The organism is Tsukamurella ocularis (assembly GCF_024807615.1).
Classification (GTDB): domain Bacteria; phylum Actinomycetota; class Actinomycetes; order Mycobacteriales; family Mycobacteriaceae; genus Tsukamurella; species Tsukamurella ocularis.
Genome location: NZ_JANUCJ010000003.1, coordinates 609301 through 635024, shown reverse-complemented (window position 1 = coordinate 635024; position 25724 = coordinate 609301). Strand labels below are relative to the sequence as shown.

Genomic DNA, 25724 nt, shown 5'->3' with positions numbered 1-25724 from the left:
GGTTGCGCTGTCGAATAGGCGAATGTGCATGTATCGGCCCATTCGGTGAGGTCAGGCCCCGGTTGCTCCGGCGGCCTCGGCCTGCGCGGTGGCAGTGGCCTCCTCGGCGATGGCGCCGAACTGCGCGCCCATGGCGGCCGCGAGGGCCTGCGCAGCGGAGAGCGGGCGGACCATCACCATGAAGTCATCGATCTTGCCCTCGGCGTTGACGTGGATGAAATCGCAGCCGGTGATCTTCTTGCCGTCGACCGCGGCTTCGAAGACGAGCGCATGATCGTCGCCGTCGTTGATCTCGCGGACGTAGCGGAAGTCCTCGAAAACGCGCAGCACGCCGCGCAGGATCGCCGCGGTGATGTGCCGGCCCTCGTAGGGCTTGAAGGCGACCGGGCTGGTGAACGTCACGTCGTCGGCGAGCAGGCCGTCGAAGGCCCCGCCGTCGCGGGCCTCGACGGCGGCACGGAACTCACGCATGGGATCTCCTAGTAAATTTGTTGAGTAGGTGCTCACAAGTATAGGCAACTAATTGACTAGAATGGAAGGCATGGCGCTGCGGCACGCGATCGAATCCACGCTCCTCGTGCTGGGGGAGGCCTCCGGGTACGACCTCTCCAAGGAGTTCGACGGTGCCCGCGCCAACTTCTGGGTGGCCACGCCGCAGCAGCTCTACCGGGAGCTCGAACGGATGGAGTCCGACGGAGCGATCGATGCGCGGACCGTCGAGCAGGAGAAACGGCCGAACAAACGCGTCTTCCGGCTCACCGACGACGGCTGCGCCGAGCTCGCCGCCTTCACCGCGACCGCGCCGCGCGCGACGGCGATCCGCGACGAGTTGATGGTGCAGGTGCAGGCCGTCGAGGTCGGCGACCCGGCCGCCGTGTGCGACGCCGTGGGCGCGCTCCGCGCCGCCGCCGCGGCCAAGCTCGACTACTACCAACGGATCGAGCGCACCTGGCTCGGTGGCCGCACGCGCGCCGAGCTGCTCGCCGACCGTCATCTCGGCGGCCCGTATCTCACGCTCCTGCGCGGGCTGTCCTTCGAGCGGGAGAACGTCGCGTGGGCGGAGCTGGCACTGCCGGCGCTGCGCGCCCGGATCGCGTCTGACGCGCACGGTTGACGCGGCGCTCGACATTTTCCGGTTTCAGCGGACGGGCTGGTCGCCGTTCCTTAGGATGCCTGCAGGACCAACCCGTGTAGGGGTGTGCATGCGCTTCGCATCCGCGCCGGATAGTCCGGGAACTGCGGGAATGCGGAGGACGCATGAGGACCATGGATGTCAGGGGCTCTGCCCTGCTGCGCTTCCTGCTGGCCGGCCTGCTCGTGGCGGTGGGGGTGGTCGGCGCGCCGGGCGCGGCGCAGGCCGACCCGTCGTACGTCCCCACGACCGGCAGGTGGGACAAGGCGGTTCCGCGTGCTGACTGCCGCGACGGCGACCGTGTCGAGACGGGGATCCAGGGCGACGTCCCCCTCGGGGACCGCAAGAACCGGCGCAGCACCCAGGGCTACAACTGCAACATCGACCTCGTCGGCCAGTACCAGGGCGACGGTGCGGGCATCGTCAGCCCGAGCTACAAGAACTGCTCGTACATCTCCACGACCTTCCCGACGAACTTCGCCGGTGGCCGCGGCCCCGGCGTGCGGGTGGTCGACAACTCCGACCCGAAGAACCCGAGGCAGACGGCGGTCCTCAACGAGCTCGGCGTGGTGACGGGGACCTGGGAGTCGCTCAAGGTCAATGCGAAGCGGGGGTTGCTGGTCGGAACATCGGTGCCTCTGCTGGTCGGTGCCGGGTATATGGCGATCTACGACGTCGCGGCGGACTGCGCCCATCCGCGCCTGCTCAATCCTGGCCCCGGCTCGAACCTGGCGATGCCGATCCCGATCACCACGCACGAGGGCGACTTCTCGCCCGACGGGAGGACTTACTGGGCGTCGGGGCCGCTCGCCGGGCATCTCAGTGCCGTCGACATCACCGACCCCGCAAATCCGATGGTCGTCTGGTCCGGCATCACCGGCATTTTCGGGCACGGCGTGGGCTTCTCGCCAGACGGTCGCCAGCTCTACGCGTCCACGCTCGCCGGCATCACGGTCATCGACGTCTCGGCGATCCAGGACCGCAAGCCGCGCACCGTCGTCACCGCACCGGTGCCGCACGTCGGGCGCATGTTCTGGCTCGACGGGAACATCACGCAACACAGCATCTACGTCACCTATGGCGGAAAGCCGTACGTCTACGTGGTCGACGAGGCCGGATCGGGCGGCGTGAAGCTGCTCGGTCTCAGCGATCTGAAGAATCTCACGCTGCGCAACCAGATCAAGCTCGAGATCAACCTGCCGAAGAACGCGACGAAGTGGGCGTCGAGCGCCACCTCGAACGGCGTCTTCGGTTACGACGCGCACTACTGCACCGTCGACCGGCCCGAGCAGCCCACGGCCCTGGCCTGCGGCTGGATCCAGTCCGGGATCCGCGTCTTCGACATCCGCGACCCGGACCGGATCCGGGAGATCGCCTACTTCAACCCGCCCGCCCAGACGGGGAAGAACCTCCAGCTGCCGAACTCGACGCACGCCCTGCTCGGCTCCATCATCGCGCCGCCGATCATGGGAACTCTCTCGATCGCCCGGTCGATCCTGCAGGGGCAGGCGCCGGTGAACGGGCTCGTCAACGACCAGAGCAGGCTCCTGGGTGCGGATCTCTCGGCCGACTGGTGCATGTCGCCGCCGGAGTTCCGCGGTAACGAACTCATGGTCAGCTGCATGGACAACGGCTTCCTGCGGCTGCGCATCGACCCGAAGGTGTACTCGCCGCGATGACGGACTTCACGGAACGGCGGTCGGTGCGCGCGGCCGCCGCGGTGCTGGCGATCGCCCTCGCGGTCGTGATCGGCGTACTGGTCGGGAAGGGCTCCCAGTCGGTACAGCCCGCGCAGGAGCCGGGCGGCCCCCAGCGGCTCAGCGCCGCCGACATCGGCTTCGCGCAGGACATGCTCGCCCATCACCAGCAGGCGTTGCAGATGGTCGAGCTGCTGGGGCCCGACCTCAGCGCGGACGTGCGGGGTATCGCGACGCAGATCCAGCTCTCGCAGAGCAGGGAGATCGGCGTGCTCATGGGCTGGCTCGAGGTGGTGGGGCAGCCGCTGCAGAACCCGCACCCGATGGCCTGGATGACCGACGAGTCGGCAGCGCCGTCGACCTCGAGCGCGTCGGGCGGGCACGCTGGTCACGCGATGCCCGCAACGACGTCGAGCTCGGTGTCGGCCGCGCCGACGGTGCAGCACGCCATGCCCGGGATGGCGACGAGCGAGGAACTCACCGCGCTCACCAACACCCCGGGGGTGCAGCAGGAGATCTTGTTCCTCCAGCTGATGCTCCGCCACCACCAGGGCGGGGTCGACATGGCCGCGTACGGCCAGCGGCGGGGCGACGCGCCGGCGGTCCGGCAGCGCGCGACGGCGATGGTCAAAGAGCAGTCCGACGAGATCAGCATGATGTTGATCCAGCTCACCGTGCGAAACGCGACCTCGCTGCCCTACCCCTGATGCCGGCCGAGCGTAGGCCCGGTCAGCGCACGACGTGCGGCATGAGCGCGTCGGGCGGGATCACGCCGAACTTGCCGGCGTTGTAGTCCTCGAGCGCCTGGATCAGCTCGGCCTTGGTGTTCATCACGAACGGGCCGTACTGCGCCACGGTCTCGCGGATCGGTCGGCCGCCCAGGATCAGCACCTCCATCGCGGGCCGGTGCGAGTCCTGCGACTCGTCGGCGGCCACGGTGATCCGGTCGCCGGGGCCGAGCTGCGCGAGCTGGCCCTGGTGAATCGGGTGTCCCACGGGCCCGACGGTGCCCTTCCCGCTCAGCACGTAGACCAGCGCGTTGAAGTCGCGGTTCCATGGCAGCGAGGCCTCGGCGCCGGGCGCGATGGTCGCGTGGACGAAGTTGATCGGCGTGCGGGTGGAGCCGGGGCCGGCGTGCCCGTCTACCTCTCCCGCGACGACGCGGATCAGCGCGCCGCCGTCCGGGGTGGTGACGAGCGTGGTCTGGCCGCCCTCGAGATTCTGGTAGGCGGGCGTCGTGAACTTCTCCGACTTGGGGAGGTTCACCCACAGCTGGATGCCGTGGAAGGTGCCGCCCGATTCGACCAGCTCGGCCGGCGGGGTCTCGATGTGCAGGATGCCGGAGCCGGCGGTCATCCACTGGGTGGCGCCGTCCTGGATCAGTCCGCCGCCGCCGTGGCTGTCCTGATGCTGGAACAGGCCGTCGATCATGTAGGTCACGGTCTCGAAGCCGCGGTGCGGGTGCCAGCTCGTGCCCTTCGGCTCGCCGGGCTCGTACTCGACCTCGCCCATCTGGTCCATGTGGATGAACGGGTCCAGGTCGCGCGGGTGCACGCCGGCGAAGGCACGGACGACGGGGAAGCCCTCGCCCTCGTGGCCGCGGGGGCCGGTGGTGATCTTCCGGACAGGGCGCTCGGTGTCCGACGGTGCCGCCGCGGCGATGCGGGGCAGGGTCAGGGTGTCTGCGGTGACGGCGGGCATGTCGTCCTCCTCGATTGGCTGGTGACGCTGACACTACCATCAACCGGACCGCAGTCCGATTAATTCCCGCGGGTTCGTCCGTCTAGGAACCGGGCGATTCTCGCGTGGCGGCGCGCATATCCGGTGTGGCGCGGAAATCGGCTGATTTCTCGACGGATACGCTCGGAGCCGTGACTCGATCAGTGGGCTTGGCCGTCTCGTACGACGGCACGGAGATCTTCTACGCCGATCATGCGGATGGAGCCGACCCGGCGAAGCCGGCGTTCCTGCTGGTCCACGGCTGGTCGGCGAGCTCGGACTCGTGGGGCGCGGCGTTCCTCGGCGAACTCACCGCCGCCGGGCATCGCGTGGTGGCAGTGGACAACCGCGGCCACGGCCGCAGCTCCGTCCCGGACTCCGAGCATCCCTACTCCACGGAGCGCTTCGCCGACGACCTCGCGGTGATCCGCCGCGACCTCGGCCTCACCGAGGTCATCCTCGTCGGATGGTCCTACGGCGGCCTGATCATCGCGGACCACCTCGCGACCCACGGCACGGACGGCGTCAAGGCCGTCGGCCTCATCGGCGCCATCACCTCGATCGGCGGCTCGAAGGAGACCGGCCCGTTCCCCGGCGGTATCACCGGCGCCTCTATGAACGCCGCGCTGCCCGCCGCCCTATCCGCGCACGCGGGCAAGGCCATCACCGCCCTTGCCAAGCTGCGGATGCTGCCGCACGGCTTCGACCAGGATGCGCTCGGCCCCGTCGCTCAGCAACAGTTCGGCATCGCGCTGTCCACGCCCCCGGCCGTCCGCGGCGGGCTGTTCCGGCGCACCGTCGACCACGACGCCGACCTCGTTACCTGGATCTTTCCGGTCCTGGTGCAGCACGGCCGGGACGACGAGGTGGTGGCGCCGTCGACCGCCGAGCATCACGCCCGGATCCTGCCGAACGCGACCCTGTCCTGGTGGGACGGCGGCGGGCACGCGCCCTTCGTGGTCGACCCGGCCCGTAGCGCCCGCGAACTCCTCGAACTGGCGCGCTGAACGGCCGGGGTTAAGCTGGACGGCGTGCCTACTGGGAAGTCCGCGGCCCCCGTGCCGCGCCGGATCGCGGTGCTGTCGGTGCACACGTCGCCGCTGGCCCAGCCCGGGACGGGCGACGCCGGCGGGATGAACGTCTACATCTGGCAGACCTCCCTCGAGCTCGCGAAGCGCGGCATCGAGGTCGAGATCTTCACTCGCGCCACCGCCTCGGCCGACCAGCCGATCGTCGAGGCCGCGCCCGGCATCCGCGTGCGCAACATCGTCGCTGGGCCGTTTGAGGGCCTGGACAAGACGGATCTGCCCGCGCAGCTGTGTGCCTTCGCCGCGGGCGTGCAGCGCGCCGAGGCCCGCGAGGAGCCCGGCTACTTCGACCTCATCCACTCGCACTACTGGCTCTCGGGCCAGGTCGGCTGGCTCGCGCGCGACCGCTGGGGCGTGCCGCTGGTGCACACCGCCCACACCCTCGCCGCGGTGAAGAACGACGCCCTCGCGGTCGGCGACACCGCGGAACCGCAGGCCCGGCTCATCGGCGAGCAGCAGGTCTCCGACGAGGCCGACCGGCTCATCGTCAACACCGAGGTCGAGGCCGGCCAGCTCGCGCGGATCCACGACGTGCCGCCCGGCCGCATCGACGTGGTCTACCCGGGCGCCGACCTGAACACCTACACCCCCGGCGACGGGGCCGCCGCGCGCGCCGAGCTCGGCATCGCGCCCGACGAGCTGGTGCTCACCTTCGTCGGCCGCATCCAGCCGCACAAGGCTCCGGACCTGCTGCTCCGCGCCGCCGCTCCGCTGATCCACGCGCACCCCGAGCGACGCATCCGCCTGCTGGTGATCGGAGGACCGTCGGGCACGGGACTGGAGCGCCCGGACGCGCTGATCGCGCTGGCCCGCGAGCTCGGCATCGAGCCGGCGGTCACATTCGGCCCGCCGCGCCCGCCCGCGGGGCTCGCAGAGGTCTACCGCGCCTCCGACGTGGTCGTCGTGCCGAGCTACTCCGAGTCCTTCGGCCTCGTCGCCGTCGAGGCGCAGGCGTGCGGCACGCCCGTCGTGGCCGCGAAGGTCGGCGGCCTACCGGTCGCCGTCGCCGACGGTCTCTCGGGCCGCCTCGTCGACGGCCACGAGCCCCAGGTGTGGACCGCCGTGCTCGACGAGATCACCGCGGATCCCACGCTGCGGCAGCGGCTTTCCGACGGTGCCGCCGCCCACGCCCGGCAGTTCTCCTGGGCGCGCACGGCCGACGGTTTGCTGGAGAGCTACGGGAAGGCGATGCTGGCGCGGAGCGAGGCGGCGCAGACGGTGCGCCGCCGGCGACGCAGAACAGGAGCGCGGGTATGACCACGATGACGCCTGAGCAGATCGAGGCGGCGCTCGCCGAGCGTGAACTGGAGTTCACGCGCAAGGAGGAGTCGGGCAAGGACGCCGCCCACTTCGTGATTGAGCTGCCCGGCGAGAAGAAGCTGAAGACCACGACTCTGCTCACGCTGGGCACGCACGGCGCGCGGGTGGAGGCCTTCGTCTGCCGGCATGTCGACGAGAACTTCGAGGGCGTGTACCGCTATCTGCTGCAGCGCAATCGGCGCCTGTACGGGGTGGCGTACACGCTCGACAAGGCCGGCGACATCTACCTCACCGGCAAGTTCGCCGAGCTCACCGAGGACGAGTTGGACCGGATCCTCGGGCAGGTGCTCGAGGCCGCCGACGGCGATTTCAACATCCTGCTGGAGATGGGCTTCTCCACCGCGATCCGCCGCGAGTTCGACTGGCGAGTCTCCCGCGGCGAACCACTGTGGAACCTCAAGCCCTTCGAGCACCTACTGCCGGAGTTTCCGGAAGATCTTCCGCAGTAGCGGTTCCCGTCTTTTCGGTTCGGGCCCGCGGGATGGCCAGGGCGACCGCGGCGGCGACCGCGGCGACGACACCGGCGATCACGAAGGTGCTGGTGAACGCCGACTCCGCGGGCAGCTCCACGGCGCGCGGGGTGCCCGCGCCCAGGGTGATCGTGGTGCGGGTGAGTACCGTCGCCATCACCGCCGAGGCGACCGCGGTGCCCATGGAGCGCATGAGCGAGTTGAGGCCGTTCGCGGCGGCGGATTCGGTCTCCGGGACGTTGCCCATGATGAGCGCGGGCATCGCTGAATAGGCCACGCCCACACCGCCGAAGACGATCATCGAGCCGAGCGACATCTTCCACGTCGCGTCCGTGAGGCCGAGCAGCGCGAAGTAGCCGATGGCCGACATGGCGGCGCCGATCGCGAGCGTCAGGCGCGCGCCGATCCGCTTGGTGAGCAGCGCCGAGACGGGGGAGAGCGCCATCATGACCAGGCCGCCGGGCACCATCCACAGGCCCGCGTTCAGCATGGTCAGGCCCAGGCCGTAGCCGGTGGCCTCGGGGATCTGCAGCAGCTGCGGCATCGTCAGCATGAGCGAGAACATCGCGAAGCCGACCATGATCGAGGCGAGGTTGGTCAGCAGGATCGGGCGGCGGGCCGAGATCCGCAGGTCCACCAGGGATTCGCGGGTGCGCAGCTCCCACCAACCCCAGGCCAGCAGGACGAGCACGCCGCCGGCGGCGCAGCCGATAGTGGCCGCCGAGGTCCAGCCCCAGCTCTGCCCCTTGGTGATCGAGAGCAGCACGGAGACCAGGCCGACGCTGAGGCCGACGGTGCCGACCACGTCGAACTTGCCGGGGCTGAGGTTCGGTGATTCCGGGACCACCACGTACACCAGGCCGAGCGTGATGACGCCCAGCGCGAGCGAGAACCAGAACAGCGTGTGGTAGTCGAAGTGCTCGGAGATGTAGGCGCCGAACGGGATACCGATCGCGCCGCCCACGCCGAGCATCGCAGACATGAGCGCGACGGCGCCGGGGATCTTCTTCGCGTGCAGCTCGTCGCGCATGAGCGAGATGCCCACGGGCACCAGGCCCATCGCGAAGCCCTGGAACGAGCGACCCACGACGGTGAGCAGCAGCGTGTGCGAGAGAGCGCAGATCAGCGAGCCCGCGATGAGGCTGAGCAGGCTGGTGAGCAGGATGAGTCGCTTGCCGTACATGTCACCGAGGCGGCCGGCGATCGGCATCGCGACCGACGAGGCCAGCAGCGTGGAGGTGATGACCCACGAGGCGTTGTCGGCGGAGGTGTCCAGTAGGTGCGGCAGCTGCCCGACGAGCGGAACCACCAGCGACTGCATCAGGGAGGCGAGGAGTCCGCCGAGGCACAGGACGGCGATGAGAATTCCATCCGAGGGAGCCCCGGTTCGGGTCTTTCGGAGCATGTCTGTCATGCCGCCCGACGATAGTTGCAGAATACAACTGCACGCAATCGGATGCGGCGAGCGTCACCCCGGCCGGGGATACTGTGACGTGCATTAATGCGGGGCCGCGAACCGCCATGAATCGGGCTTTCCGCCCTAGGGTCGGGGTGTGAACCCCACGACGAAGCTCCGCGCCGGCGCGGCGATGATCTTCGCCGCGGTAGTGATGCCGATCCTGTTGATCCTCACGCTCACGCTGCCGCAGTTCCGGCTCGACGCGCAGTCCGTCCCCCTCGACGGTGCGCCGCACGCCGTCGCGCTGCCCGCCGGCGCCGAGTATGCGGTCCTCGCGGCCACGCGGACCAAGGAGGGGGCACCGTCGTGCGTGCTGGCCGGGCCCGACGACGCGCCGATTCCGTTGCGCGAGGTCTCCGGCGGCGTCACGGTGGAGAACCGGATGGAGCTGCGCGTCTTCGACACGGGCACCGGCGCGGTCACGGCGACGTGCCCGTCGACGCCCGGCTACACCGAGGTCGTGCTCGGGAAGCGGCCCGACATGCCGAGGCTGCTCGGCGGGATCTTCGGCGCCTTCGGTTTCGCCCTGCTCGTCGGCGGACCCGGCCTGGTGCTGTTCATCGGGGGTCTGCGGGGGCGCGCTCGCGGGGCCTGAGTTGTGGTTATTACCAGTTTGGCTGATCTGCGGGTATTCCACGGTCGCGCGTCTTAGGATGGCCGCATGGAAATCGTGATCCGCCCGACTCCCGCCGCCGTCGCAGTCACCGCCGCCGACATTGTGGCCGAGCACGTGCGCCGCGGTCCCGCGGTGCTGGGGCTGGCCACCGGGTCCACCCCGCTCGCCACCTATCAGGAGCTCATCCGCCGCCACCGCGACGAGGGGCTGAGCTTCGCGGACTGCGTCTCCTTCAACCTCGACGAGTACGTCGGGCTGCCGACGGGGCACCCCGAGAGCTATCGCGAGGTGATCCGCAAGGAGTTCACCTCGCACGTCGACATCCCGGACGCCAAGGTCGAGGGGCCGGACGGCACCGCCGCCGACATCGCCGCCGAGGCGAAGCGCTACGAGGACGCGATCAAGGCCGCTGGCGGCGTCGACGTGCAGCTGCTGGGCATCGGCACCGACGGCCACATCGGCTTCAACGAGCCGGTCTCGTCGCTGGCCTCGCGGACCCGCATCAAGACTCTCACCACGCAGACCCGCGAGGACAACGCCCGCTTCTTCGCGTCGATCGACGAGGTGCCGATCCACGTTCTGACGCAGGGCCTCGGCACCATCTCCGAGGCGGAGCACCTGCTGCTGCTCGCCACGGGTAAGGGCAAGGCCGAGGCGATCGCCGCCACCGTCGAGGGGCCCGTCGCCGCGATCAACCCCGCGTCCGTGCTCCAGTTCCACCCGCATGTCACGGTCGTCATCGACGAGGCCGCCGCGTCGCGGCTCCGGCTGAAGGACTACTACGTGCACGTGCTCGCCAACAAGCCGGCGAACCAGCCCTTCTAGTCGCTCAGGCCTCCTCAGGCCTCCTCAGGCCTCCTCAGGCCTCCTCAGGCCTCCTCGGGCCCGAACAGGCCCGCCGTCAGCGCCGCGAGGCTCGTGGCGAAATCGTCGACGGTGGAAGGCGTCCCGTCGAGCTCGGCGCTCGCGCGCAGGTTCGGTACCGCGTCGCGCGGCAGTGTGCCGACGATCTCGTCCATGCGCTCGTGCGTGAGCGGCGTCCCCTCCGCTCGCTGTCGCAGGTGCGAGAGCACGCTGCCCAGGGTCAGGCTCCACAGCGCGCGGTAGGCGGCGAGTGCGGCGGCGCGGTCGCCGGTGAGCTCGTACGCCGCGCCCATGACGGCGTCCGTCAGCAGCAGGGCGCCGCGGCCGACGCGCTGCGGCCGGATCAGCGCCTCCGGCACCCACGGGTGCGCCGTGAGCGACTCGTAGAGGGTCGTCATCGCCATCCGGATGCAGGCGCGTGGCTCGTCGGGGAAGGCGATCGCCGCGAAGGGCTCCGCGATCGCGTCGAGCGCCAGCGCGAGCAGGTTCTCCTTGTCGTCGACGTGCCGGTACAGGGCCATGGTGGTCACGCCCAGGTCGCCGGCGAGCGACTTCATCGTGAGGCCGTCGACGCCGGCCTCGTCGAGCACGACGAGGGCCCGCTCGACGATCCTCTCCCGCGTGATGCTGGGCGGGCGGCCGCGGCGCGGCGTGATCTGACGCATGCCCACATTCTGGCGGAGGGGACTTGTGGGTGCTCGAAACTGAGGTTACCCTTCCAATTTATGTTACTAGATACACAAAAGCCTCGGGTGCGGGCGGCGCTTCTCCTCGCCGCGCTCTCCCAGTTCCTCGTCGCCTTCGACGCCTCCGTCACCAACGTCGCGCTCCGAGCGATCCGGGACGACGTGCACTTCACCCCGCAGGGCCTGTCGTGGGTGGTCAACGCGTACGCGATCGTCTTCGGCGGGCTGCTCCTCCTGGCCGGCCGGCTCTCCGACCGGTTCGGTCCACGGGCGCTGCTGCGCTTCGGCTTCGCGCTGTTCACCGTCGCCTCCCTGGCGGCGTACCTGTGCCACGAGCCGTGGCAGGTGATCGCTGTGCGCGTGCTGCAGGGCGTCGGCGCCGCCGCGATCGCGCCCGCGGCGATCACCTCCGTGGCGCTCACCTTCCGCGAGCCCGCACAGCGCGCGAAGGGCTTCGCGGCCATCGCGATCGGCGCGTCGGTCGGCGGCGCCGTGGGCGTGGTGCTCTCCGGCGTCCTCACCGACGCCTTCGGCTGGCGCACCGTCATCGCGTGCGGGGCGGTGGTCTCCGCGCTCGGTCTGGCGATGACCTATGCAGCTCCCGGGCCGGTGGAGGGGGCGGACCGTCGCACCGATTGGGCCGGCGGCGCGTTCGCCACCGCGGGCCTGACGGTGCTCGCCTACGGGATCGTCGCGGCCACCGACAACGGCTGGGGCAGCGCGCGCACGCTGGGCTGGTTCGCCGTCGCCGCGGTGCTGCTCGTGGCCTTCGTCGCGGTCGAGCGGCGAACGACGTTGCCGCTGCTCGACTTCCGTGTGCTCGGCCGGCGCGAGGTCCTGATCCCGTGCCTGGTCTTCGCCTTCGTGGTCGCGGGACAGTTCGGCGCCTTCTACTTCGTCTCGCTGTACCTGCAGATGGGCCTGGGCTATTCGGCGACGAAGACCGGACTGATGTTCCTGCCCTTCTCCTTCGGCATCGTCGTCGCGGTGCAGGTCGCGTCGCGCCTCGTGCCGAGGATCGGCGCCCGCCGGGTGGTGGCGATCGGCACCGCGCTGGCGACCGTCGGCTTCCTGCTCTTCGCGCCGCTCCCTGCGGACGGCGGCTTCCTCACGGCGGTGCTCATCCCGTCGCTGGTCACCTCGGTGGGCATCGGCATGGTCTTCCTGCCGCTACCCAACGTCGCGACCGCGGCGGTCGTGCCCGCGGCCGCGGGCATGGTCTCGGGTGCGCTCAACACGTTCCGGCAGGTGGGCGGCGCTCTGGGGCTCGCGATACTGGTCACCGTGTCCGCCGCGATGAACAGCGACGGCGCCGTCCTCCCCGGCTACCGTTCCGCGCTGCTGGTGAGCGCCGGCCTGGTGGCGGCCGCCTTCGCCCTCGCGCTCCTCCTGCCCGCGAAGCAGGATTCGCCTGCTCGTTAGAATGGCGTAGTGAATACGCGGCAGCTCGGCTTCGGTGCCCTGGCCGGGCTCGCGGCGGCGATGGGTCTCGGCCGGTTCGTTTACACGCCGATTCTGCCACTCATGCAGGAGCAGGCCGGCATCTCGCCCGGCTCCACCGCCGTGGTCGCCACGTTCAACTACTTCGGCTACTTCCTCGGCGCCCTGGCGCTGGCGGTCTGGCCGCGGCTGGCCCGCAGCCGGGGACTGCTGCGCGCCTCGCTGGTCGCGCTCGTCGCCAGCGAAGTGGCGATGGTGCTGGCCGTGAGCGTGCCGCTGTGGTCCGGGGTGCGGCTGATCGCCGGGCTCGCCAGCGCCGTCGTCTTCGTCTACTGCGCAGGCGCGGTTGCCGGGACCGCGGCGGCGGGCGTCGCCTTCTGCGGCGTGGGCGTCGGGATCGCGGCCTCGGGCGTGCTGGTCGTCGCGCTGGGGGAGGTGGTCGGCTGGCAGGTCCTGTGGTGGGTGGCCGCGGTGGCGACCGCGGTGTTCGGGCTGTGCGCGTGGCGGCTCCAGCCGGGCGGGGCACCGTCGGCCGTGCCCGACGGTGCCCCCGCGCCCCGGCCCGGCGTGGCCGGGTGGGCGCTCGGGATCAGCTACTTCCTCGAGGGGCTCGGCTACATCGTGCTCGGCACCTTCCTCGTCGCGGCCGTGGCGGTTGGCGGGCGGCCCTGGGAGGGGCCCGCGGCGTGGGTGATCGTCGGCTTCGCGGCCGCCGTGTCACCGCTGATCTGGGCGCGGCTGCGGCGATACCGCTCCGCGGAATCGCTGCTGGTGATCGCGCTGCTGCTGCAGGTGGTCTCCGCGGTGCTGCCCGCGCTGGTCCACGGTCCGGCGGCGGCCGCCGTCTCGGCGGTGCTGTTCGGCGGCACCTTCATCGGCGCGGTGCAACTGTCGATGGAGGCGGGCGCGCGGATCGGCATCCCCCGGTCGGCCGCCGTACTGACTGCGGGGTACGGCATCGGCCAGATCGTGGGCCCGCTCGTCGTCGCGCCCATGCTCGGCGACGGCTACGACGCGGCGTTCCTCACCGCCGGTGGGGTCCTCGTCGCCTCGGCGGTCCTGGCCGCGGTCGCTCGCTGGACCGCGCCGGATCGGGCCGCCACCCCCAGCGTCCGCTGACCTGTGCCGCCCAGCGGCGCGAACCCCGCGGAATCCGAGGTCTGCGCCGCTGGCGGACACATTTCAGCGGGTACAGCGAGTCCCGCCGCAAGGCCGACCGCCGAGTGTCAGCGCTGCTGCAGCGTGCGTTGCGGCAGGCGGCTGCCCACGGCCGAGAGAGCGGTCAGCTCGGCGAGCTGGTCCGCGGTGAGCGGGACGGCGGCTGCACCGAGGTTGTCCGCGAGGTGCGTGCGTCGCGTCGTGCCCGGGATCGGCACGACGTCCTCGCCCTGCGCCAACACCCAGGCGAGCGCGACCTGCGCGGCGGTCACCGGGGCACCGTCGGCCCCCGCTCCGGCGGCGGTGAGGTCGGCGGCGATGGCGTCGATCCGGTCCACGAGCCGCAGGTTCGCCTCGAGGTTCTCGCCCTGCCAGCGCGGGATCGACTGGCGGAAGTCGTCGCTGCCCAGCGCTGCGGCGACGGCCTTCCGGTCCGCCGTGAGCAGGCCCCGCCCGAGCGGGCTGAACGGCACCAGGCCGGCGCCGACCTCGCGGGCGGCCTGCAGCGGCCCGTCCTCGACATCGCGGGTGAAGATCGAGTACTCGGACTGCAGCGCGGCGATCGGGTGCACGGCCGCCGCCTTGCGGATGTCCTCCGCGGTCGCCTCGGACAGCCCCAGCGCGCGGACCTTGCCCGCCGCAACCTGGTCGGCCATCGCGCCCACGGTCTCCTCGACGGGCACCTGCGGGTCGACGCGGTGCAGGTAGTAGAGGTCGATCACATCGACACCGAGGCGGCGAAGCGAGCCGTCGACGCAGCCGGCCACGCGCTCGGGGCGGCCGTCGAGGCCGACGGGTTTGGCGTTCTCGTCGTTGACGAAGCCGAATTTGGTGGCGAGCACGATCTCGTCGCGGTGCGCCTGTACGAAGGGGGCGAGGAACTCCTCGTTGGCGCCGTTGCCGTACATGTCGGCGGTGTCGTAGAGCGTCACGCCGGCGGCGAGGGCGGCTTCGAGGGTCGCGCGGGCCTCGTCGGGGTCGGCCGAGCCGTAGGCGTGGCTCATGCCCATGCAGCCGAGGCCGAGGGCGGAGACGCGCAGGTCGCCGAGGGTGCGAGTGGAGAGCATGTCAGTCCTTCAGGTCGAGTTCGTGGGCTGCGACGGTGCCGACCGCCGCGGTATCGGCAGGCGCCCCGGCGATGCAGTCGCCGAGCCCGCCGCCGTAGGTGGCGATCTTGTAGTCGATGACCGCGAGCGAGTACTGCAGCTCCTCGACCTGCGCGGCCGTGCGGGCGCGGTGCGCCGTGAGCAGGGCCAGGCGGGCCGGGATCGTGGCGTCGCCGCCGTCGACGAGGTGCACGTACTCCGTGATGTCGGCGATCGGCATGCCGGACAGGCGGAGTCGAGTCAGGAAGATGACCCGCGCGATCGCCTGCGGGCCGTAGCGTCGGTGGCCCGCGCCGTCCCGGTCGACGCTGACCAGTCCGATCCGCTCGTAGTAGCGCAGCGTGTGGCCCGAGACCCCCACCAGATCCGCCATCTCGGCGACGGTGAGCGGGCCCTCCTGCGCCGGCCCGGCGAGGATCTCGGCGGTATTGGGCAGCGGTCCGCGGGAGCGGACGATGGATGCGAGTTCTTCCGTGTGTGCGACCACGTGAGCAACGCTAAGCCTTCGAGCGCACTCGAAGTCAACACCGTTTCGCAGGCGCCCTGATCCGTCGGTGCTGCGTCAGTCGCGCTCAGGTGTCCAGGGCCTGACGAAGCCCAGGTCGCCCATGCCCTCGGCCGCGGCGATGAGTGGGTATCCGGTGGCGCCGTCGATCTCCTCGCGGAGGATGTCGGCGTGGCCGGCGTGACGAGCGACCTCCTCGATGAGGTGGAGCAGGATCCAGCGCACCGTCCACCCCTCGAAGCCCTCGGGGAACCACGATGCCGGGCGCGCGGGAGCGACCGCATCGAGGTCCGCGGTGTCCGCGACGGCCAGGGCGCGCGCGGCCGCGGCGTCGTGGGCGGCGAGCAGAGTCACGAGCGTCTCGTCCTCGCCGAGCCGGAAGTCATCGCCCTCGGCCATGGCGTCCAGCCGGGGATCGGAGAACAGCTCCGGCGCGGCTTCGGCGCGCGCGGACCAGGCGTTGACGGTGAGCGTGACGTGCTTGAGCAGCCCGCCTACGGTGAGCGTGCTGCGGGTGGGGGAGAGGCGGATCTGCGTCTCCGTGAGACCGAACGCGGTGTGCCGCAGGCCGCCGAGCTGCTGCGCGAGGAAGCCGCGGAGGCCCGCCCGCTCGGAATCGGCCGAGGGTGCCATGAAGGGCATTGAGGATCTCCTAGCTGATGGTGTGGATGAGCCCAGTGAACCGTGCGCCACTGACAAGGATCGGCGGTGCACGATGTCGCCCTAGAAAAGTGGTGTCAAGACCTATCATCGTCCGAAATGACTTCATAGAATAGAAGATATGAGCTATTCGGATGACGCGTTCACGGTGGGCAGGCGGGTTGTCACGCCGCTGCCTGCGGTGTTCGACGGTGCGGTGTCCGGGCTCAGCGCGGCGGGAGCGCTTTCGCGGTTGCGGCGGCTGTCGGTGGAGCAGAATCGGTTGGAGGCGGAGCGGTCGGCGGTTCTGACCAGGCTCTACGAGCTGCGCGATGACGCGCGGCGTGTGCGGGAGGAGTCCTCGCGCAGGTTCGTTGATGACTGGGACGAGTTGGTCGCCGAGGTCGGGGCGGCTCTGGGCGCCGGTCGGACGGCAGCGGGTTCGGCGGTGCATCGCGGGTTGGATCTGCGGGAGCGCTGCCCGCGTCTGTTCGAACTGTTCGCAGCCGGTTCGGTGAGTCCGGCGGTGGTGCGGGAGGTCTTGCGGTCCTCTGCCGCGGTCCTCGATGAGCAGGTCGCGCTGGTTTTCGATGAGCGGATCACGGCCTGGCTCGCCGCCCGCAGTGGGCAGTCGCTCTCGGTGCGGGCGGCGACGGAGGCTGCGAAGACTGTCCTGACCCGGCTCGACCCGGCGGCGGCGCGAGAAACCCCGCCGACTCCGCCGCGGGAACGGCTCGAGTTCCATGCCCGCGCGGACGGGCTGGTGGATCTGGAGGCGGTGATGCCGAAGTCGGAGGCGTTGCGGCTGTCGGCGCTGGTTGGTCCGGTGGTGCAGTCGGTGTGCCGCGGCGACGGTAGGACGGTGGGGCAGCGCCAGGTCGCCGCGCTCGTCGCCTTGGCCGAGGGCTACGAGAGTCTGGGCTGTATGTGCGGCACCGAATCGTGCGACCTGCGCACGCTCCGCCCGCGGACCGAGGCTGTGTCGCAAGAGATCCGAGCGCTGGCGGTGATCGTCCTCAACGAATCGGACCTCGCCGATGTCATAGCCACCCCGGACGCTGCCGATGCGGACGCGGCCTCGTCCGAACCTGGCCTGTTCACGCCCGAGCCCGATGCCGAGGCCGGCGCTGGCGACCCCGACAAAGGTGTTGATGCGAGTCGCGGTGCGGTGGTTCTGACCGGGGATCCTGGCATGACCGGCCCGGTCACTATCGAACAGGCCAGGCAGCTGATCGCCGCCACGCGGACGCAGTGGCGGGTCCTGGGCCGCCGCGACCCGGCCACCGGTGAGGTCCACGCCCGCGGCGCCGGCGGGTACCGGCCCACCTGGTACCAGCTGCTGGTGATGCGCCTGACCTACCCCACCTGTGTCTTCCCCGGGTGCACCGTGCCCTCCGATCGCTGCCAGGCCGACCACGTCACCGAGTTCGATCACCACGATCCCACCGAGGGCGGAGCCACCACCGTCGCCGGCCGTGGATCACCAGGGAACCTGGTGCCGCTGTGTGGCTTCCACCACCGCATCAAGACCGAGACGGGATGGCTCTCCGACCTTCTACTGGATGGCACCGTCGAATGGCGGCACCCCGCAGGAGGAGTTCACACCGTCCCACCCGGCACCGCCCGTGACCTCCTGCCGGGGCTCGAACGGATCATCTGGGACGCCCCCGACCCGACACCACCCAAGCCGAAGAACCCCGACGGGCTCGCCACCGCCGCGAAACGACGCGCGAAAGCCCGCCGCGCCCTCCGCGCAGAGAACCAGCTCCTGCGCGAGGAACACCGCGAACACCGCAGCGCCGTGGCGGAGGAACGTGCCAGGGAGAGGGAGCGCGCCGAGGCGCTTGCTGCCGGGGTGGTCTACGACGACACGCAGCCCCTCGCGCCGCCGCCCTTCTGAGCGATCTATGCCCCTGTGTGGGTTACACGATCTGGTAGGCAGTCAGGTATGGGCGCAGTAGGGCAGAGATACGTGGTCGCGAGCGGGGAGCGGGTTAGTTTGGGCTGGTTCTCGCCAGATGACTTCGCTGCCGTCCATGCCTTCGCTTCTGATCTGCGCGTGTGCGAGTTCATGACCTGGGGGCCGAACAGCCCCGTTGATACGCACCGTTTCCTCATGGAGCGAATGACACCGTCGGCGAACGCCTACCACCTCGCTGTGATCGTGCGGGGCGAGGTCGTCGGCAGCGCCGCAGTGTGGGAGACCGATTCGGCGAACATGATCGGGGAGATGGGGTACTCATTGGCCCCTCATGTGTGGGGTAACGGTTACGCGACCGAGGCGGCGAGGATGCTGATCGACATCGGGCGTGAACGGCTCGGGCTCGTGCGAATCGCAGCGACGTGCGACGTGGACAACGCGGCATCGGCCCGGGTGCTGGAGAAAATCGGGATGGCCCGGGAGGGAACCCTCCGTTCCCTCAAAGTCGTGCGTGGCGAGCGTCGCGATCATCACCTGTACGCGGTGATCACGCCGCAGTAGCGGCAGTGCTTCCGCAGTGACTCGACGACGCAGGGGCGTCAGTGCCTGCGGGTGGTTGGACGTTCGTGGTGACTGCTGCCGATGTGGTGACTGGCCGGCGGCACGTTTCCCCACTCGTCCTCTTCACCGAGCGTCCACTTGCGGAAGCCGAGGGTGAATCCGCCCGACCACTCACCGCGCTTCTGTCGGCGGCGCACGACGACCATGAGGATGATGGGAACGATCGTGACCGCGATGGCGAAGACGATGATGACTGCGGCGCCTGCATCCATGTATTCAGTATGGAGCATCACTGCTACGGTGCCCTCCGTCAGTGGGAGCGCGCCGTCCAGCGACCGTCCTGACGGGTGATGGAGATCGGGTGGTCGAAGGCGTGACTGATCGTCTCCGTGGTCAGCACGTCGTCGACCGCGCCCGCTGCGGTGATCCGGCCGTCGCGGATCAGGACCGCGTGCGTGGTGGTCACCGGGATCTCCTCCAGGTGGTGGGTCACCAGGATCGACGCGAGCTCGGGGTGGGCGCGGCGCGCACCGTCGACGGTGGTCAGGAGGCGTTCGCGGGCCGCGAGGTCGAGCCCCGTCGCCGGCTCGTCCAGCAGGAGCAGTGCCGGCTCGCCCATGAGAGCGCGGGCGATCAGGGCGCGCCCCCGCTCGCCCTGGGAGAGGGTGGGCCAGCGCGATTCCACGTGCCGCGACATCCCGAGCGTCTCGACGAGCTCCTCCGCGCGGGTGCGTTGCGCGTCGGTCGGCGCCCAGCGCGGCGGGAACTCGGGCGTATTCGTCACGCCGGTGATCACGACGTCGCGCACCGTCAGCGGCTCGTCCAGGCGATGCCGCGGATTCACGTGCCCGATGTGCGTGCGCAGCTCGCGCATGTCCACCCGGCCGAGGCGCTTGCCGAGCACGTCGACGCTGCCGCGGGTCGGGTGGGTGACGGCGCCGCACAGGCCGAGCAGTGTCGACTTCCCGGCACCGTTCGCGCCCAGCAGGACCCAGTGCTCGCCCCGGCGTACGGTGAGGGAGACGTCGTCGAGGAGGTTGCGACCGGTGCGGACCAGGTCCACGTGGTCGATGCTCAGCACGTGCGGATCGTTCGGCGCGGTATCAGTCACAGTCCACCTCTCCACTCAAATTGATTGGATGATTGTATGACTTCTCATCGCTGGGATCCATCGCAGTACCTCCGCTACGGCGACGAGCGCACCCGTCCGTTCCTCGACCTGCTCGCTCGCATCCCCGGGGACGCGCGCACCGTCGTCGATCTCGGCTGCGGACCGGGCAACGACGTCCCGCCGCTCCGCGCCCGCTGGCCGGAAGCCGCGATCCACGGGGTCGACTCCAGCGAGGAGATGATCGAGCGCGCCCGCGACGACGTCGCCGATCCGCGCGCGACCTTCGCGGTCGGCGATGCTGCCGCGTGGCGCCCCGACGGCGAGCGCCCCGACGTGATCGTCTCGAACGCGATGTACCAGTGGGTCGCCCGGCACATCGACCTGTTGCCCGCCACCGCCGACGGTGCCGCCCGCGCCTTCGCCTTCCAGGTGCCGGGCAACCAGGACGCGCCCTCCCATGCCCTTCTGTGGCGCCTGGCCGCGGAGTACGGCATCACCGACTTCCGCCGCATCGACGTGCGCGATCCCGCCGAATACCTTGCTGCGCTGCAGCGCCCCGGCTGGGAGGTCGACGCTTGGGAGACGACGTACCTGCACGTCCTGCAGGGACCCGACGCCGTCTTCGAGTGGATCTCCGGCACCGGCGCGCGACCGGTGCTCGCGCGGCTTGACGGTGCCGAGCGCGAGGACTTCGTCGCCCGCTACAAGGCGGAGCTGAACATCGCCTACCCGCCAAGGGATTTCGGGACTGTCCTGCCCTTCCGTCGGATCTTCGTCGTCGCGTCGCGGGTCTAGCCGGGCTCGCTCACGGCGGCGTCGCCCGCTCCAGGGCGTAGTCGCGGAAGGCGCGCACCGCCCGGGGGAGTGCGGTGTCGGGCCGCCAGATGAGTCCCACCTCGCGGGTGGGCGCGGGACCGGACATGGGCACCAGCACGAGGCCGGGCGGCCACAGCGGGTCCTCATCGACGGGCAGCAGTGCCACCCCGAGGCCGGCCGCGACCAGCCCTGCGACGGTGAAGGACTCCGAGGACTCGAAGGCGATCCGCGGCCGGAAACCGGCGGCGGCGCAACGCTCCTCGAGGATGCGGCGCAGGCCGAACTCGGGGTGCATCGTGATGAAGTCCGCGTCGGCCGCCTCGGAGAGGTGCACGGACGGGCGCCCCGCCAGCGGGTGGTCGGCGGGGACGGCCAGCGCCAGGCGTTGCACCGCGAGCAGCCCGAAGGCGACGGCACTGGTGGCGGGCCGCGGCGAGACGATCGCGAGGTCGGCCTCGTCGGCGAGCACTCGCTCGGTGACCGTCCCGGCGGCGAACTGGGACAGCTCGAAGGTCACGCGCGGCTCCCGCTCCCGGAAGCCGGAGACGAGCCGCGGCACCAGCGCGACGCCGAAGGAGTGCAGGAAGGAGAGCCGGATCGTGCCCTGCGAGGGGCTGCGCAGGTCCGCGATCTGGGCCCGGGCCGCTTCGAGCTCGGCGTGCGCGCGCCGTGCGTGGTCGAGGTAGATCTCGCCGCTCGCGTTGAGCACGAGGCGCCCCTGGCGCCGGTCGAAGAGCGGCGCCCCTATGTCCGCCTCCAGGCGCGCCAGCGTGCGCGAGAGCGTGGGCTGGGTGATCCGCAGTGCGGCCGCCGCTTCGGTCATGTGCTGTGTCTCGGCCAGTGTGATGAACCGCACGAGGTCGTCCGAGGTGCCCGGAAAGTGCCTGCCAACTGCGGTCATGCCTTCTTTCTATCAGGATCAGGAGATCCATGCATTTCACACATCGGTGATGCCGGCGCAGGGTGAGAGCCATGACCGCCACCGTCCAGAACCTCGGGACCGCGCCACTCCGGGCCGGGACGCCCGCGTACCGTCGGACAACTTTGGCGCTGTTCGTGGCGGGCCTGACGACCTTCGGCTCGATGTACTCCACCCAGGCCGTGCTCCCCGAGCTGACCCGAGTCTTCGGCGCCGCACCCGCCGTCTCCGCGCTCGCGGTCTCCGTCACCACCGGCCTGCTGGCGCTGGCGATCATCCCCGTCAGTGCGCTGTCCGAGCGCTTCGGCCGGACCCGCGTGATGACGGTGTCGGCCGTCGCGGCAGTAGTACTGGGCCTGCTGATCCCGCTCGCTCCGACGCTCCCGATGCTGCTGGGACTCCGTGCTCTGCAGGGGATCGCGCTCGCCGGGGTGCCCGCCGTCGCTATGGCCTACCTGGCAGAGGAGGTGGACGGGCGCGACCTCGGCGGGGCGATGGGCCGCTACGTCGCGGGCACGACGATCGGCGGGCTGCTCGGTCGCGTCGTGACGGCGGTGGGGCTCGACGTCATGGCCTGGCGCGGTGCCATGGAGCTCTTCGCCGTCGCCGCGGCGGTGCTGACCGTGGTGATGATCCGTACCCTGCCGGCGTCGCGGTTCCACGTGCCGAAGCCGGTCTCGGTGGGAACGACGGTGCGCGGCATGCTCGGCCACCTCCGCCGGCCGGAGCTCGCGACGCTGTTCGTGCTCGCCTTCCTGCTCATGGGCGGCTTCGTCAGCGTCTACAACTTCCTAGGTTTCCGGCTCCTGGCCGAGCCCTTCGCGTTCGCTCCCGGCGTCGTCGGGCTGGTCTTCCTCATCTACCTCGCGGGCACCGTTTCCTCGGGTGCGGCGGGCAGGCTCGCGGACCGGATCGGCCGGCGACGGGTGCTCCTGACCTCCATCGCGACGATGGGGGCGGGTCTGGTGCTCACGCTGCCGGATTCGACGCCCGCCGTGCTCGCGGGGATGGTCGTCTTCACCGCGGGCTTCTTCGCGGCGCACAGCGTCGCCAGCGGCTGGGTGGGCCTACTCGCGACCGAGCACCGCGCGGAGGCCTCCTCGGGGTACCTGTTCTGCTACTACGCGGGCTCGTCGGTCGTCGGCGCGGCGGCGGGGCTCGCCTTCACCGCCGCCGGCTGGCCGGGGATCGCCGCCGCGGTAGGCGTGGCCACCGCGGCCGCGTTCGTGCTGGTCGTAGCGGTCCTTCCCGGTTCGGCCAGCGCGTCCGCCGAGCGCTGAGTAGCGTCGATGCCATGCGCATCGGAGTCCAACTTCAGCCCCAGCACTTCACCGAGTACCAGCAGCTCCGCGACGCCGTCGCCAAGCTCGAGGACCTGGGAGTCGACGTCGTCTACAACTGGGACCACTTCTTCCCACTCTCGGGCGACCCCGACGGCACGCACCTCGAGTGCTGGACGATGCTCGCCGCCTGGGCGGAGCAGACTTCGCGGATCGAGATCGGCGCGCTCGTCACCTGCAACAGCTACCGCAACCCCGACCTGCTCGCCGACATGGCACGCACCGTCGACCACATCTCGAAGGGACGCCTGATCCTCGGCATCGGCTCCGGCTGGTTCCAGCGCGACTACGACGAGTACGGCTACGAGTTCGGCACCGCCGGTTCGCGCCTCGACGACCTCGGCGCAGCGCTGCCGCGGATCACCGAGCGCTGGGCCAAGCTCAATCCCGCTCCCACGCGCGACATCCCGATCCTCATCGGCGGCGGCGGTGAGAAGAAGACGCTGCCGCTGGTGGCGCAGTACGCGTCGGTGTGGCACTACTTCGTGGATCTGGAGACCTACCGGCACAAGTCGGCGGTGCTCGCCGAGGCCTGCGCGAAGATCGGCCGCGATCCGAAGGAGATCGCGCACAACATCGCCATCCCGCGCGGTACCGGGCCCGACGAGGCCCTCGCATTCGCCGACCAGCTGGTCGCCGAGGGCGCCACGCAGTTCACCGCGGAGCTTTCCGCGCCGAGCTTCGACTACACGATCATCGAAGCCCTGCTGCGCTGGCGGGATTCGCAGTAGACGGGACCCCAACCCCGGCGGGGCCGGGACGTGCGACCCGACGAATGTCCCTGGTGAGGCGCCGCGGGGCGGGGTGAGAGTGGGGCGGCGGGCAACACTCCCGCCCCGACCCCAGGAGCGCGTCATGGAACGTTTCACCGCCGGAACCACCGTCCTCGATCGTGAAGAGGCGATCGAGCTGTTACGTCGGAAGGACGTCGGGCGCATCGTGATCGCGCTCGGGGGTGATGCGGAGATCTTCCCCGTGAACTACGTGCTCGGCGAGGGCTGCAACGTCCTGTTCCGAACCGGGCCGGGCAGCAAGCTCGCCTCGGCTGTGGTGGCGCGCGAGGTGGCCTTCGAGGTGGACGAGGTCGGCGGGGACCAGGCCTGGAGCGTCATCGTACGCGGGCCCGCACGCGTGCGCACGGACTCGTCGGCCCTGTCCGTCACGGACGCGCTCTCCTTGCGTCCCTTCATCGACGACGGCAAGTACGAGGTCGTGGAGGTCCTGGCGGAACGGGTCAGCGCCCGCGGCTTCGGTCGCACCTGGTCCTGAGCCGCCGGGACAACGGTCGGGACGTCCGCCGCTGCCGCGGGGTTCTCCCGCGGCCGACGATCGATCCATGGATGGTGGAATCGAGACGACTGCCACGGACGTGGCACCCGAGCGGCGGCTGCGCGCCGCGCGCCCCGCACCCGCGCGCGGCAGACCCGTCGGCGCCTGGATTCACGACCTCGTGGTCACGACGGATCACAAGACGATCGGCGTGATGTACATCGTGACGTCGATGCTGTTCTTCTTCGTGGGTGGCCTCATGGCGCTGATCATGCGCGGCGAGCTCGCGGAGCCCGGCCTGCAGTTCCTCTCCACGGAGCAGTTCAATCAGCTGTTCACGATGCACGGCACCGTGATGCTGCTGCTGTACGCGACCCCGATCGCGTTCGGCTTCGCCAACTACCTCGTGCCCCTGCAGATCGGCGCACCCGATGTCGCGTTCCCTCGGCTCAACGCCGTCGGCTACTGGCTGTACCTGTTCGGCGGCCTCACCGCGTCTGCTGGTTTCATGGTCCCCGGCGGCGCGGCCGACTTCGGTTGGACCGCATACACTCCGCTCTCCGATGCCGCGCACAGCCCGGGCATCGGCGGCGACCTGTGGTTGATGGGGCTCACGGTCGGTGGGCTCGGGACGATCCTCGCGTCGGTGAACATGGTCACCACCGTGCTCTGCCTGCGGGCACCCGGGATGACGATGTTCCGGATGCCGATCTTCACGTGGAACATGTTCGTCGTGAGCGTGCTCGCGCTGATGGTCTTCCCCCTGCTGGCGTCCGCACTGGTCGGGCTGGAGGTGGACCGGCAGTTCGGTGCCCACCTCTTCGATCCCGCGAACGGCGGAGCCGTCCTGTGGCAGCACCTGTTCTGGTTCTTCGGTCACCCGGAGGTGTACGTGCTCGCACTGCCCTTCTTCGGCATCGTCTCCGAGATCTTCCCGGTGTTCACCCGCAAGCCGATCTTCGGCTACAGCGGACTGGTGATGGCGACGCTCGCGATCGCGGCGATCTCGATGGCTGTGTGGGCGCACCACATGTACGCCACCGGCGCGGTGCTGCTGCCCTTCTTCAGCTTCATGACCTTCCTGATCGCAGTGCCGACGGGCGTGAAGTTCTTCAACTGGATCGGCACGATGTGGAAGGGGAACATGACCTTCGAGTCGCCGATGCTGTTCTCGATCGGGTTCCTCGTGACCTTCCTCTTCGGTGGGCTGACCGGCGTCCTCCTCGCTTCCCCGCCGCTCGACTTCCACGTCTCCGACACCTACTTCGTGGTCGCCCACTTCCACTACACGCTCTTCGGCACCATCGTCTTCGCGGCGTTCGCGGGCATCTACTTCTGGTTCCCCAAGGCCACGGGGCGTTTGCTGAACGAGCGACTGGCCCGCTGGCACTTCTGGCTCACGTTCGTCGGCTTCCACACCACCTTCCTGGTGCAGCACTGGTTGGGCGCCGAGGGCATGCCGCGTCGCTACGCGGACTACCTCGACACGGACGGCTTCACGACGCTGAACCAGATCTCGACGGTCGGCGCGTTCATCCTGGGCGCCTCGGTCCTGCCCTTCGTGTGGAACGTCTTCACGAGCTACCGCTACGGCGAGGTCGTCACGGTTGATGACCCGTGGGGCTTCGGCAACAGCCTTGAATGGGCCACCAGTTGCCCGCCGCCGCGGCACAACTTCACCGAGCTGCCGCGCATCCGCTCCGAGCGCCCCGCGTTCGAGCTGCACTACCCGCACATGGTCGAGCGCATGCGGGCGGAGAAGCACACTGCGCGCTAGCGAGCCGGGGAGAGCGTCACGACGCCGCTCCACGGCGCGTCGCCCGGGTTCCGGGGGGCAGCGGCCGCGGGCGGCGTTCGACGCCGACGTGCCGCGCAACGACGCAGGAGA

At 70.3% G+C, this 25724-nt stretch carries 27 protein-coding genes; 17 read left to right on the top strand and 10 right to left on the bottom strand.

Annotation, left to right across the window (positions count from 1 at the left end; translation table 11 throughout):
- Window positions 1–51 precede the first annotated feature (51 nt).
- Complete coding sequence (locus HNP44_RS14590) at window positions 52–471, bottom strand: nuclear transport factor 2 family protein (protein ID WP_259141736.1); 420 nt, start codon at window positions 469–471, stop codon at window positions 52–54.
- Between the two features lie 70 nt (window positions 472–541).
- On the opposite strand from HNP44_RS14590, the gene HNP44_RS14585 reads away from it, so the two are divergent.
- The 3 genes from HNP44_RS14585 to HNP44_RS14575 all read left to right on the top strand — a co-directional run bounded on the left by HNP44_RS14585 (window position 542) and on the right by HNP44_RS14575 (window position 3536).
- Window positions 542–1114, top strand: a complete 573-nt coding sequence (locus HNP44_RS14585) for a PadR family transcriptional regulator (protein ID WP_259141735.1) — start codon at window positions 542–544, stop codon at window positions 1112–1114.
- A gap of 143 nt (window positions 1115–1257) precedes the next feature.
- Window positions 1258–2811, top strand: coding sequence for an LVIVD repeat-containing protein (locus tag HNP44_RS14580; RefSeq protein WP_259141734.1), 1554 nt, complete (start codon window positions 1258–1260; stop codon window positions 2809–2811).
- Complete coding sequence (locus HNP44_RS14575) at window positions 2808–3536, top strand: DUF305 domain-containing protein (RefSeq protein ID WP_259141733.1); 729 nt, start codon at window positions 2808–2810, stop codon at window positions 3534–3536. Before HNP44_RS14580 ends, HNP44_RS14575 begins: the two co-directional genes overlap by 4 nt.
- A 22-nt stretch (window positions 3537–3558) precedes the next feature.
- Here HNP44_RS14575 and HNP44_RS14570 read toward each other — a convergent pair whose 3' ends face one another.
- Window positions 3559–4530 (bottom strand): pirin family protein, encoded by a 972-nt coding sequence (locus HNP44_RS14570; RefSeq protein ID WP_259141732.1) that lies wholly within the window; start codon window positions 4528–4530, stop codon window positions 3559–3561.
- A 170-nt stretch (window positions 4531–4700) separates the two neighbouring features.
- On the opposite strand from HNP44_RS14570, the gene HNP44_RS14565 reads away from it, so the two are divergent.
- The 3 genes from HNP44_RS14565 to HNP44_RS14555 are packed head-to-tail and all read left to right on the top strand — an operon-like array spanning window position 4701 to window position 7405.
- Window positions 4701–5555 carry an alpha/beta fold hydrolase gene (locus HNP44_RS14565; protein ID WP_259141731.1) on the top strand — a complete coding sequence of 285 codons (855 nt, stop codon included), beginning with the start codon at window positions 4701–4703 and terminating at the stop codon, window positions 5553–5555.
- Window positions 5556–5579: 24 nt separating this feature from the next.
- Window positions 5580–6893 (top strand): D-inositol-3-phosphate glycosyltransferase, encoded by a 1314-nt coding sequence (gene mshA, locus HNP44_RS14560; protein ID WP_259141730.1) that lies wholly within the window; start codon window positions 5580–5582, stop codon window positions 6891–6893.
- Window positions 6894–6898: 5 nt separating this feature from the next.
- Window positions 6899–7405, top strand: coding sequence for a type III secretion system chaperone family protein (locus tag HNP44_RS14555; protein WP_374758792.1), 507 nt, complete (start codon window positions 6899–6901; stop codon window positions 7403–7405).
- On the opposite strand, the gene HNP44_RS14550 is transcribed toward HNP44_RS14555, so the two are convergent.
- Entirely contained in the window at window positions 7353–8840 is a 1488-nt protein-coding gene (locus HNP44_RS14550; RefSeq protein ID WP_259141728.1) for an MFS transporter, read from the bottom strand. The two genes, HNP44_RS14555 and HNP44_RS14550, sit on opposite strands and share 53 nt — an antisense overlap.
- A gap of 139 nt (window positions 8841–8979) precedes the next feature.
- Here HNP44_RS14550 and HNP44_RS14545 point away from each other — a divergent pair, with 139 nt between their 5' ends.
- Window positions 8980–9480, top strand: coding sequence for a hypothetical protein (locus HNP44_RS14545; RefSeq protein WP_259141726.1), 501 nt, complete (start codon window positions 8980–8982; stop codon window positions 9478–9480).
- Window positions 9481–9546: 66 nt separating this feature from the next.
- Window positions 9547–10326, top strand: coding sequence for a glucosamine-6-phosphate deaminase (gene nagB, locus HNP44_RS14540; protein ID WP_259141725.1), 780 nt, complete (start codon window positions 9547–9549; stop codon window positions 10324–10326).
- Between the two features lie 44 nt (window positions 10327–10370).
- Here nagB and HNP44_RS14535 read toward each other — a convergent pair whose 3' ends face one another.
- Window positions 10371–11030, bottom strand: coding sequence for a TetR/AcrR family transcriptional regulator (locus tag HNP44_RS14535; protein WP_259141724.1), 660 nt, complete (start codon window positions 11028–11030; stop codon window positions 10371–10373).
- Window positions 11031–11117: 87 nt separating this feature from the next.
- Between HNP44_RS14535 and HNP44_RS14530 the strand changes: the two genes are divergently transcribed.
- Window positions 11118–12473, top strand: coding sequence for an MFS transporter (locus HNP44_RS14530; RefSeq protein WP_259141723.1), 1356 nt, complete (start codon window positions 11118–11120; stop codon window positions 12471–12473).
- 9 nt (window positions 12474–12482) lie between these two features.
- On the top strand, window positions 12483–13610 hold the full coding sequence (locus HNP44_RS14525; protein WP_259141722.1) for a YbfB/YjiJ family MFS transporter: 1128 nt from the start codon (window positions 12483–12485) through the stop codon (window positions 13608–13610).
- 107 nt (window positions 13611–13717) lie between these two features.
- Here HNP44_RS14525 and HNP44_RS14520 read toward each other — a convergent pair whose 3' ends face one another.
- The 3 genes from HNP44_RS14520 to HNP44_RS14510 form a co-directional block, all read right to left on the bottom strand.
- Entirely contained in the window at window positions 13718–14716 is a 999-nt protein-coding gene (locus HNP44_RS14520; RefSeq protein WP_259141721.1) for an aldo/keto reductase, read from the bottom strand.
- A gap of 1 nt (window position 14717) precedes the next feature.
- Window positions 14718–15242, bottom strand: coding sequence for a MerR family transcriptional regulator (locus HNP44_RS14515; protein ID WP_259141720.1), 525 nt, complete (start codon window positions 15240–15242; stop codon window positions 14718–14720).
- Window positions 15243–15317: 75 nt separating this feature from the next.
- The gene (locus HNP44_RS14510) at window positions 15318–15902 is read right to left on the bottom strand and encodes a DinB family protein (protein ID WP_259141719.1); all 585 of its coding nucleotides are present in this window, start codon (window positions 15900–15902) and stop codon (window positions 15318–15320) included.
- 139 nt (window positions 15903–16041) lie between these two features.
- Between HNP44_RS14510 and HNP44_RS14505 the strand changes: the two genes are divergently transcribed.
- Window positions 16042–17799 (top strand): HNH endonuclease signature motif containing protein, encoded by a 1758-nt coding sequence (locus HNP44_RS14505; RefSeq protein WP_259141718.1) that lies wholly within the window; start codon window positions 16042–16044, stop codon window positions 17797–17799.
- A 99-nt stretch (window positions 17800–17898) separates the two neighbouring features.
- Entirely contained in the window at window positions 17899–18381 is a 483-nt protein-coding gene (locus HNP44_RS14500) for a GNAT family N-acetyltransferase (RefSeq protein ID WP_259141717.1), read from the top strand.
- A 38-nt stretch (window positions 18382–18419) separates the two neighbouring features.
- Here HNP44_RS14500 and HNP44_RS14495 read toward each other — a convergent pair whose 3' ends face one another.
- Both HNP44_RS14495 and HNP44_RS14490 read right to left on the bottom strand, forming a co-directional pair.
- On the bottom strand, window positions 18420–18653 hold the full coding sequence (locus HNP44_RS14495) for a hypothetical protein (protein ID WP_259141716.1): 234 nt from the start codon (window positions 18651–18653) through the stop codon (window positions 18420–18422).
- 38 nt (window positions 18654–18691) lie between these two features.
- Entirely contained in the window at window positions 18692–19492 is an 801-nt protein-coding gene (locus HNP44_RS14490; RefSeq protein WP_259172138.1) for an ABC transporter ATP-binding protein, read from the bottom strand.
- A 36-nt stretch (window positions 19493–19528) separates the two neighbouring features.
- Between HNP44_RS14490 and HNP44_RS14485 the strand changes: the two genes are divergently transcribed.
- Window positions 19529–20287, top strand: a complete 759-nt coding sequence (locus tag HNP44_RS14485) for a methyltransferase domain-containing protein (RefSeq protein ID WP_259141154.1) — start codon at window positions 19529–19531, stop codon at window positions 20285–20287.
- Window positions 20288–20297: 10 nt separating this feature from the next.
- Here the strand turns inward: HNP44_RS14485 and HNP44_RS14480 are convergent, their stop codons facing one another.
- A complete protein-coding gene (locus tag HNP44_RS14480) occupies window positions 20298–21209 on the bottom strand; it encodes a LysR family transcriptional regulator (protein WP_259141153.1) in 912 nt (303 codons plus the stop codon).
- Window positions 21210–21280: 71 nt separating this feature from the next.
- On the opposite strand from HNP44_RS14480, the gene HNP44_RS14475 reads away from it, so the two are divergent.
- From HNP44_RS14475 to ctaD, 4 genes are all read left to right on the top strand, one after another.
- Entirely contained in the window at window positions 21281–22507 is a 1227-nt protein-coding gene (locus HNP44_RS14475; protein ID WP_259141152.1) for an MFS transporter, read from the top strand.
- Window positions 22508–22521: 14 nt separating this feature from the next.
- On the top strand, window positions 22522–23298 hold the full coding sequence (locus HNP44_RS14470) for an LLM class F420-dependent oxidoreductase (protein WP_259141151.1): 777 nt from the start codon (window positions 22522–22524) through the stop codon (window positions 23296–23298).
- A gap of 124 nt (window positions 23299–23422) precedes the next feature.
- A complete protein-coding gene (locus tag HNP44_RS14465; RefSeq protein WP_259141150.1) occupies window positions 23423–23836 on the top strand; it encodes a pyridoxamine 5'-phosphate oxidase family protein in 414 nt (137 codons plus the stop codon).
- 67 nt (window positions 23837–23903) lie between these two features.
- On the top strand, window positions 23904–25613 hold the full coding sequence (gene ctaD, locus HNP44_RS14460) for an aa3-type cytochrome oxidase subunit I (RefSeq protein ID WP_259141149.1): 1710 nt from the start codon (window positions 23904–23906) through the stop codon (window positions 25611–25613).
- Window positions 25614–25724 lie beyond the last annotated feature (111 nt).

Bases quoted from the DNA above. Each gene is read 5' to 3' on its own strand.
- HNP44_RS14550 (WP_259141728.1), bottom strand. From the start codon at position 8,840: ATGACAGACATGCTCCGAAAGACCCGAACCGGGGCTCCCTCGGATGGA.
- HNP44_RS14480 (WP_259141153.1), bottom strand. From the start codon at position 21,209: ATGACCGCAGTTGGCAGGCACTTTCCGGGCACCTCGGACGACCTCGTG.
- HNP44_RS14465 (WP_259141150.1), top strand. From the start codon at position 23,423: ATGGAACGTTTCACCGCCGGAACCACCGTCCTCGATCGTGAAGAGGCG.
- HNP44_RS14470 (WP_259141151.1), top strand. From the start codon at position 22,522: ATGCGCATCGGAGTCCAACTTCAGCCCCAGCACTTCACCGAGTACCAG.
- HNP44_RS14505 (WP_259141718.1), top strand. From the start codon at position 16,042: ATGAGCTATTCGGATGACGCGTTCACGGTGGGCAGGCGGGTTGTCACG.
- HNP44_RS14535 (WP_259141724.1), bottom strand. From the start codon at position 11,030: ATGCGTCAGATCACGCCGCGCCGCGGCCGCCCGCCCAGCATCACGCGG.
- nagB (WP_259141725.1), top strand. From the start codon at position 9,547: ATGGAAATCGTGATCCGCCCGACTCCCGCCGCCGTCGCAGTCACCGCC.
- HNP44_RS14575 (WP_259141733.1), top strand. From the start codon at position 2,808: ATGACGGACTTCACGGAACGGCGGTCGGTGCGCGCGGCCGCCGCGGTG.
- HNP44_RS14495 (WP_259141716.1), bottom strand. From the start codon at position 18,653: ATGGATGCAGGCGCCGCAGTCATCATCGTCTTCGCCATCGCGGTCACG.
- HNP44_RS14510 (WP_259141719.1), bottom strand. From the start codon at position 15,902: ATGCCCTTCATGGCACCCTCGGCCGATTCCGAGCGGGCGGGCCTCCGC.
- HNP44_RS14475 (WP_259141152.1), top strand. From the start codon at position 21,281: ATGACCGCCACCGTCCAGAACCTCGGGACCGCGCCACTCCGGGCCGGG.
- HNP44_RS14590 (WP_259141736.1), bottom strand. From the start codon at position 471: ATGCGTGAGTTCCGTGCCGCCGTCGAGGCCCGCGACGGCGGGGCCTTC.
- HNP44_RS14520 (WP_259141721.1), bottom strand. From the start codon at position 14,716: ATGCTCTCCACTCGCACCCTCGGCGACCTGCGCGTCTCCGCCCTCGGC.
- HNP44_RS14580 (WP_259141734.1), top strand. From the start codon at position 1,258: ATGAGGACCATGGATGTCAGGGGCTCTGCCCTGCTGCGCTTCCTGCTG.
- HNP44_RS14585 (WP_259141735.1), top strand. From the start codon at position 542: ATGGCGCTGCGGCACGCGATCGAATCCACGCTCCTCGTGCTGGGGGAG.
- HNP44_RS14485 (WP_259141154.1), top strand. From the start codon at position 19,529: ATGACTTCTCATCGCTGGGATCCATCGCAGTACCTCCGCTACGGCGAC.
- HNP44_RS14570 (WP_259141732.1), bottom strand. From the start codon at position 4,530: ATGCCCGCCGTCACCGCAGACACCCTGACCCTGCCCCGCATCGCCGCG.
- ctaD (WP_259141149.1), top strand. From the start codon at position 23,904: ATGGATGGTGGAATCGAGACGACTGCCACGGACGTGGCACCCGAGCGG.
- HNP44_RS14555 (WP_374758792.1), top strand. From the start codon at position 6,899: ATGACGCCTGAGCAGATCGAGGCGGCGCTCGCCGAGCGTGAACTGGAG.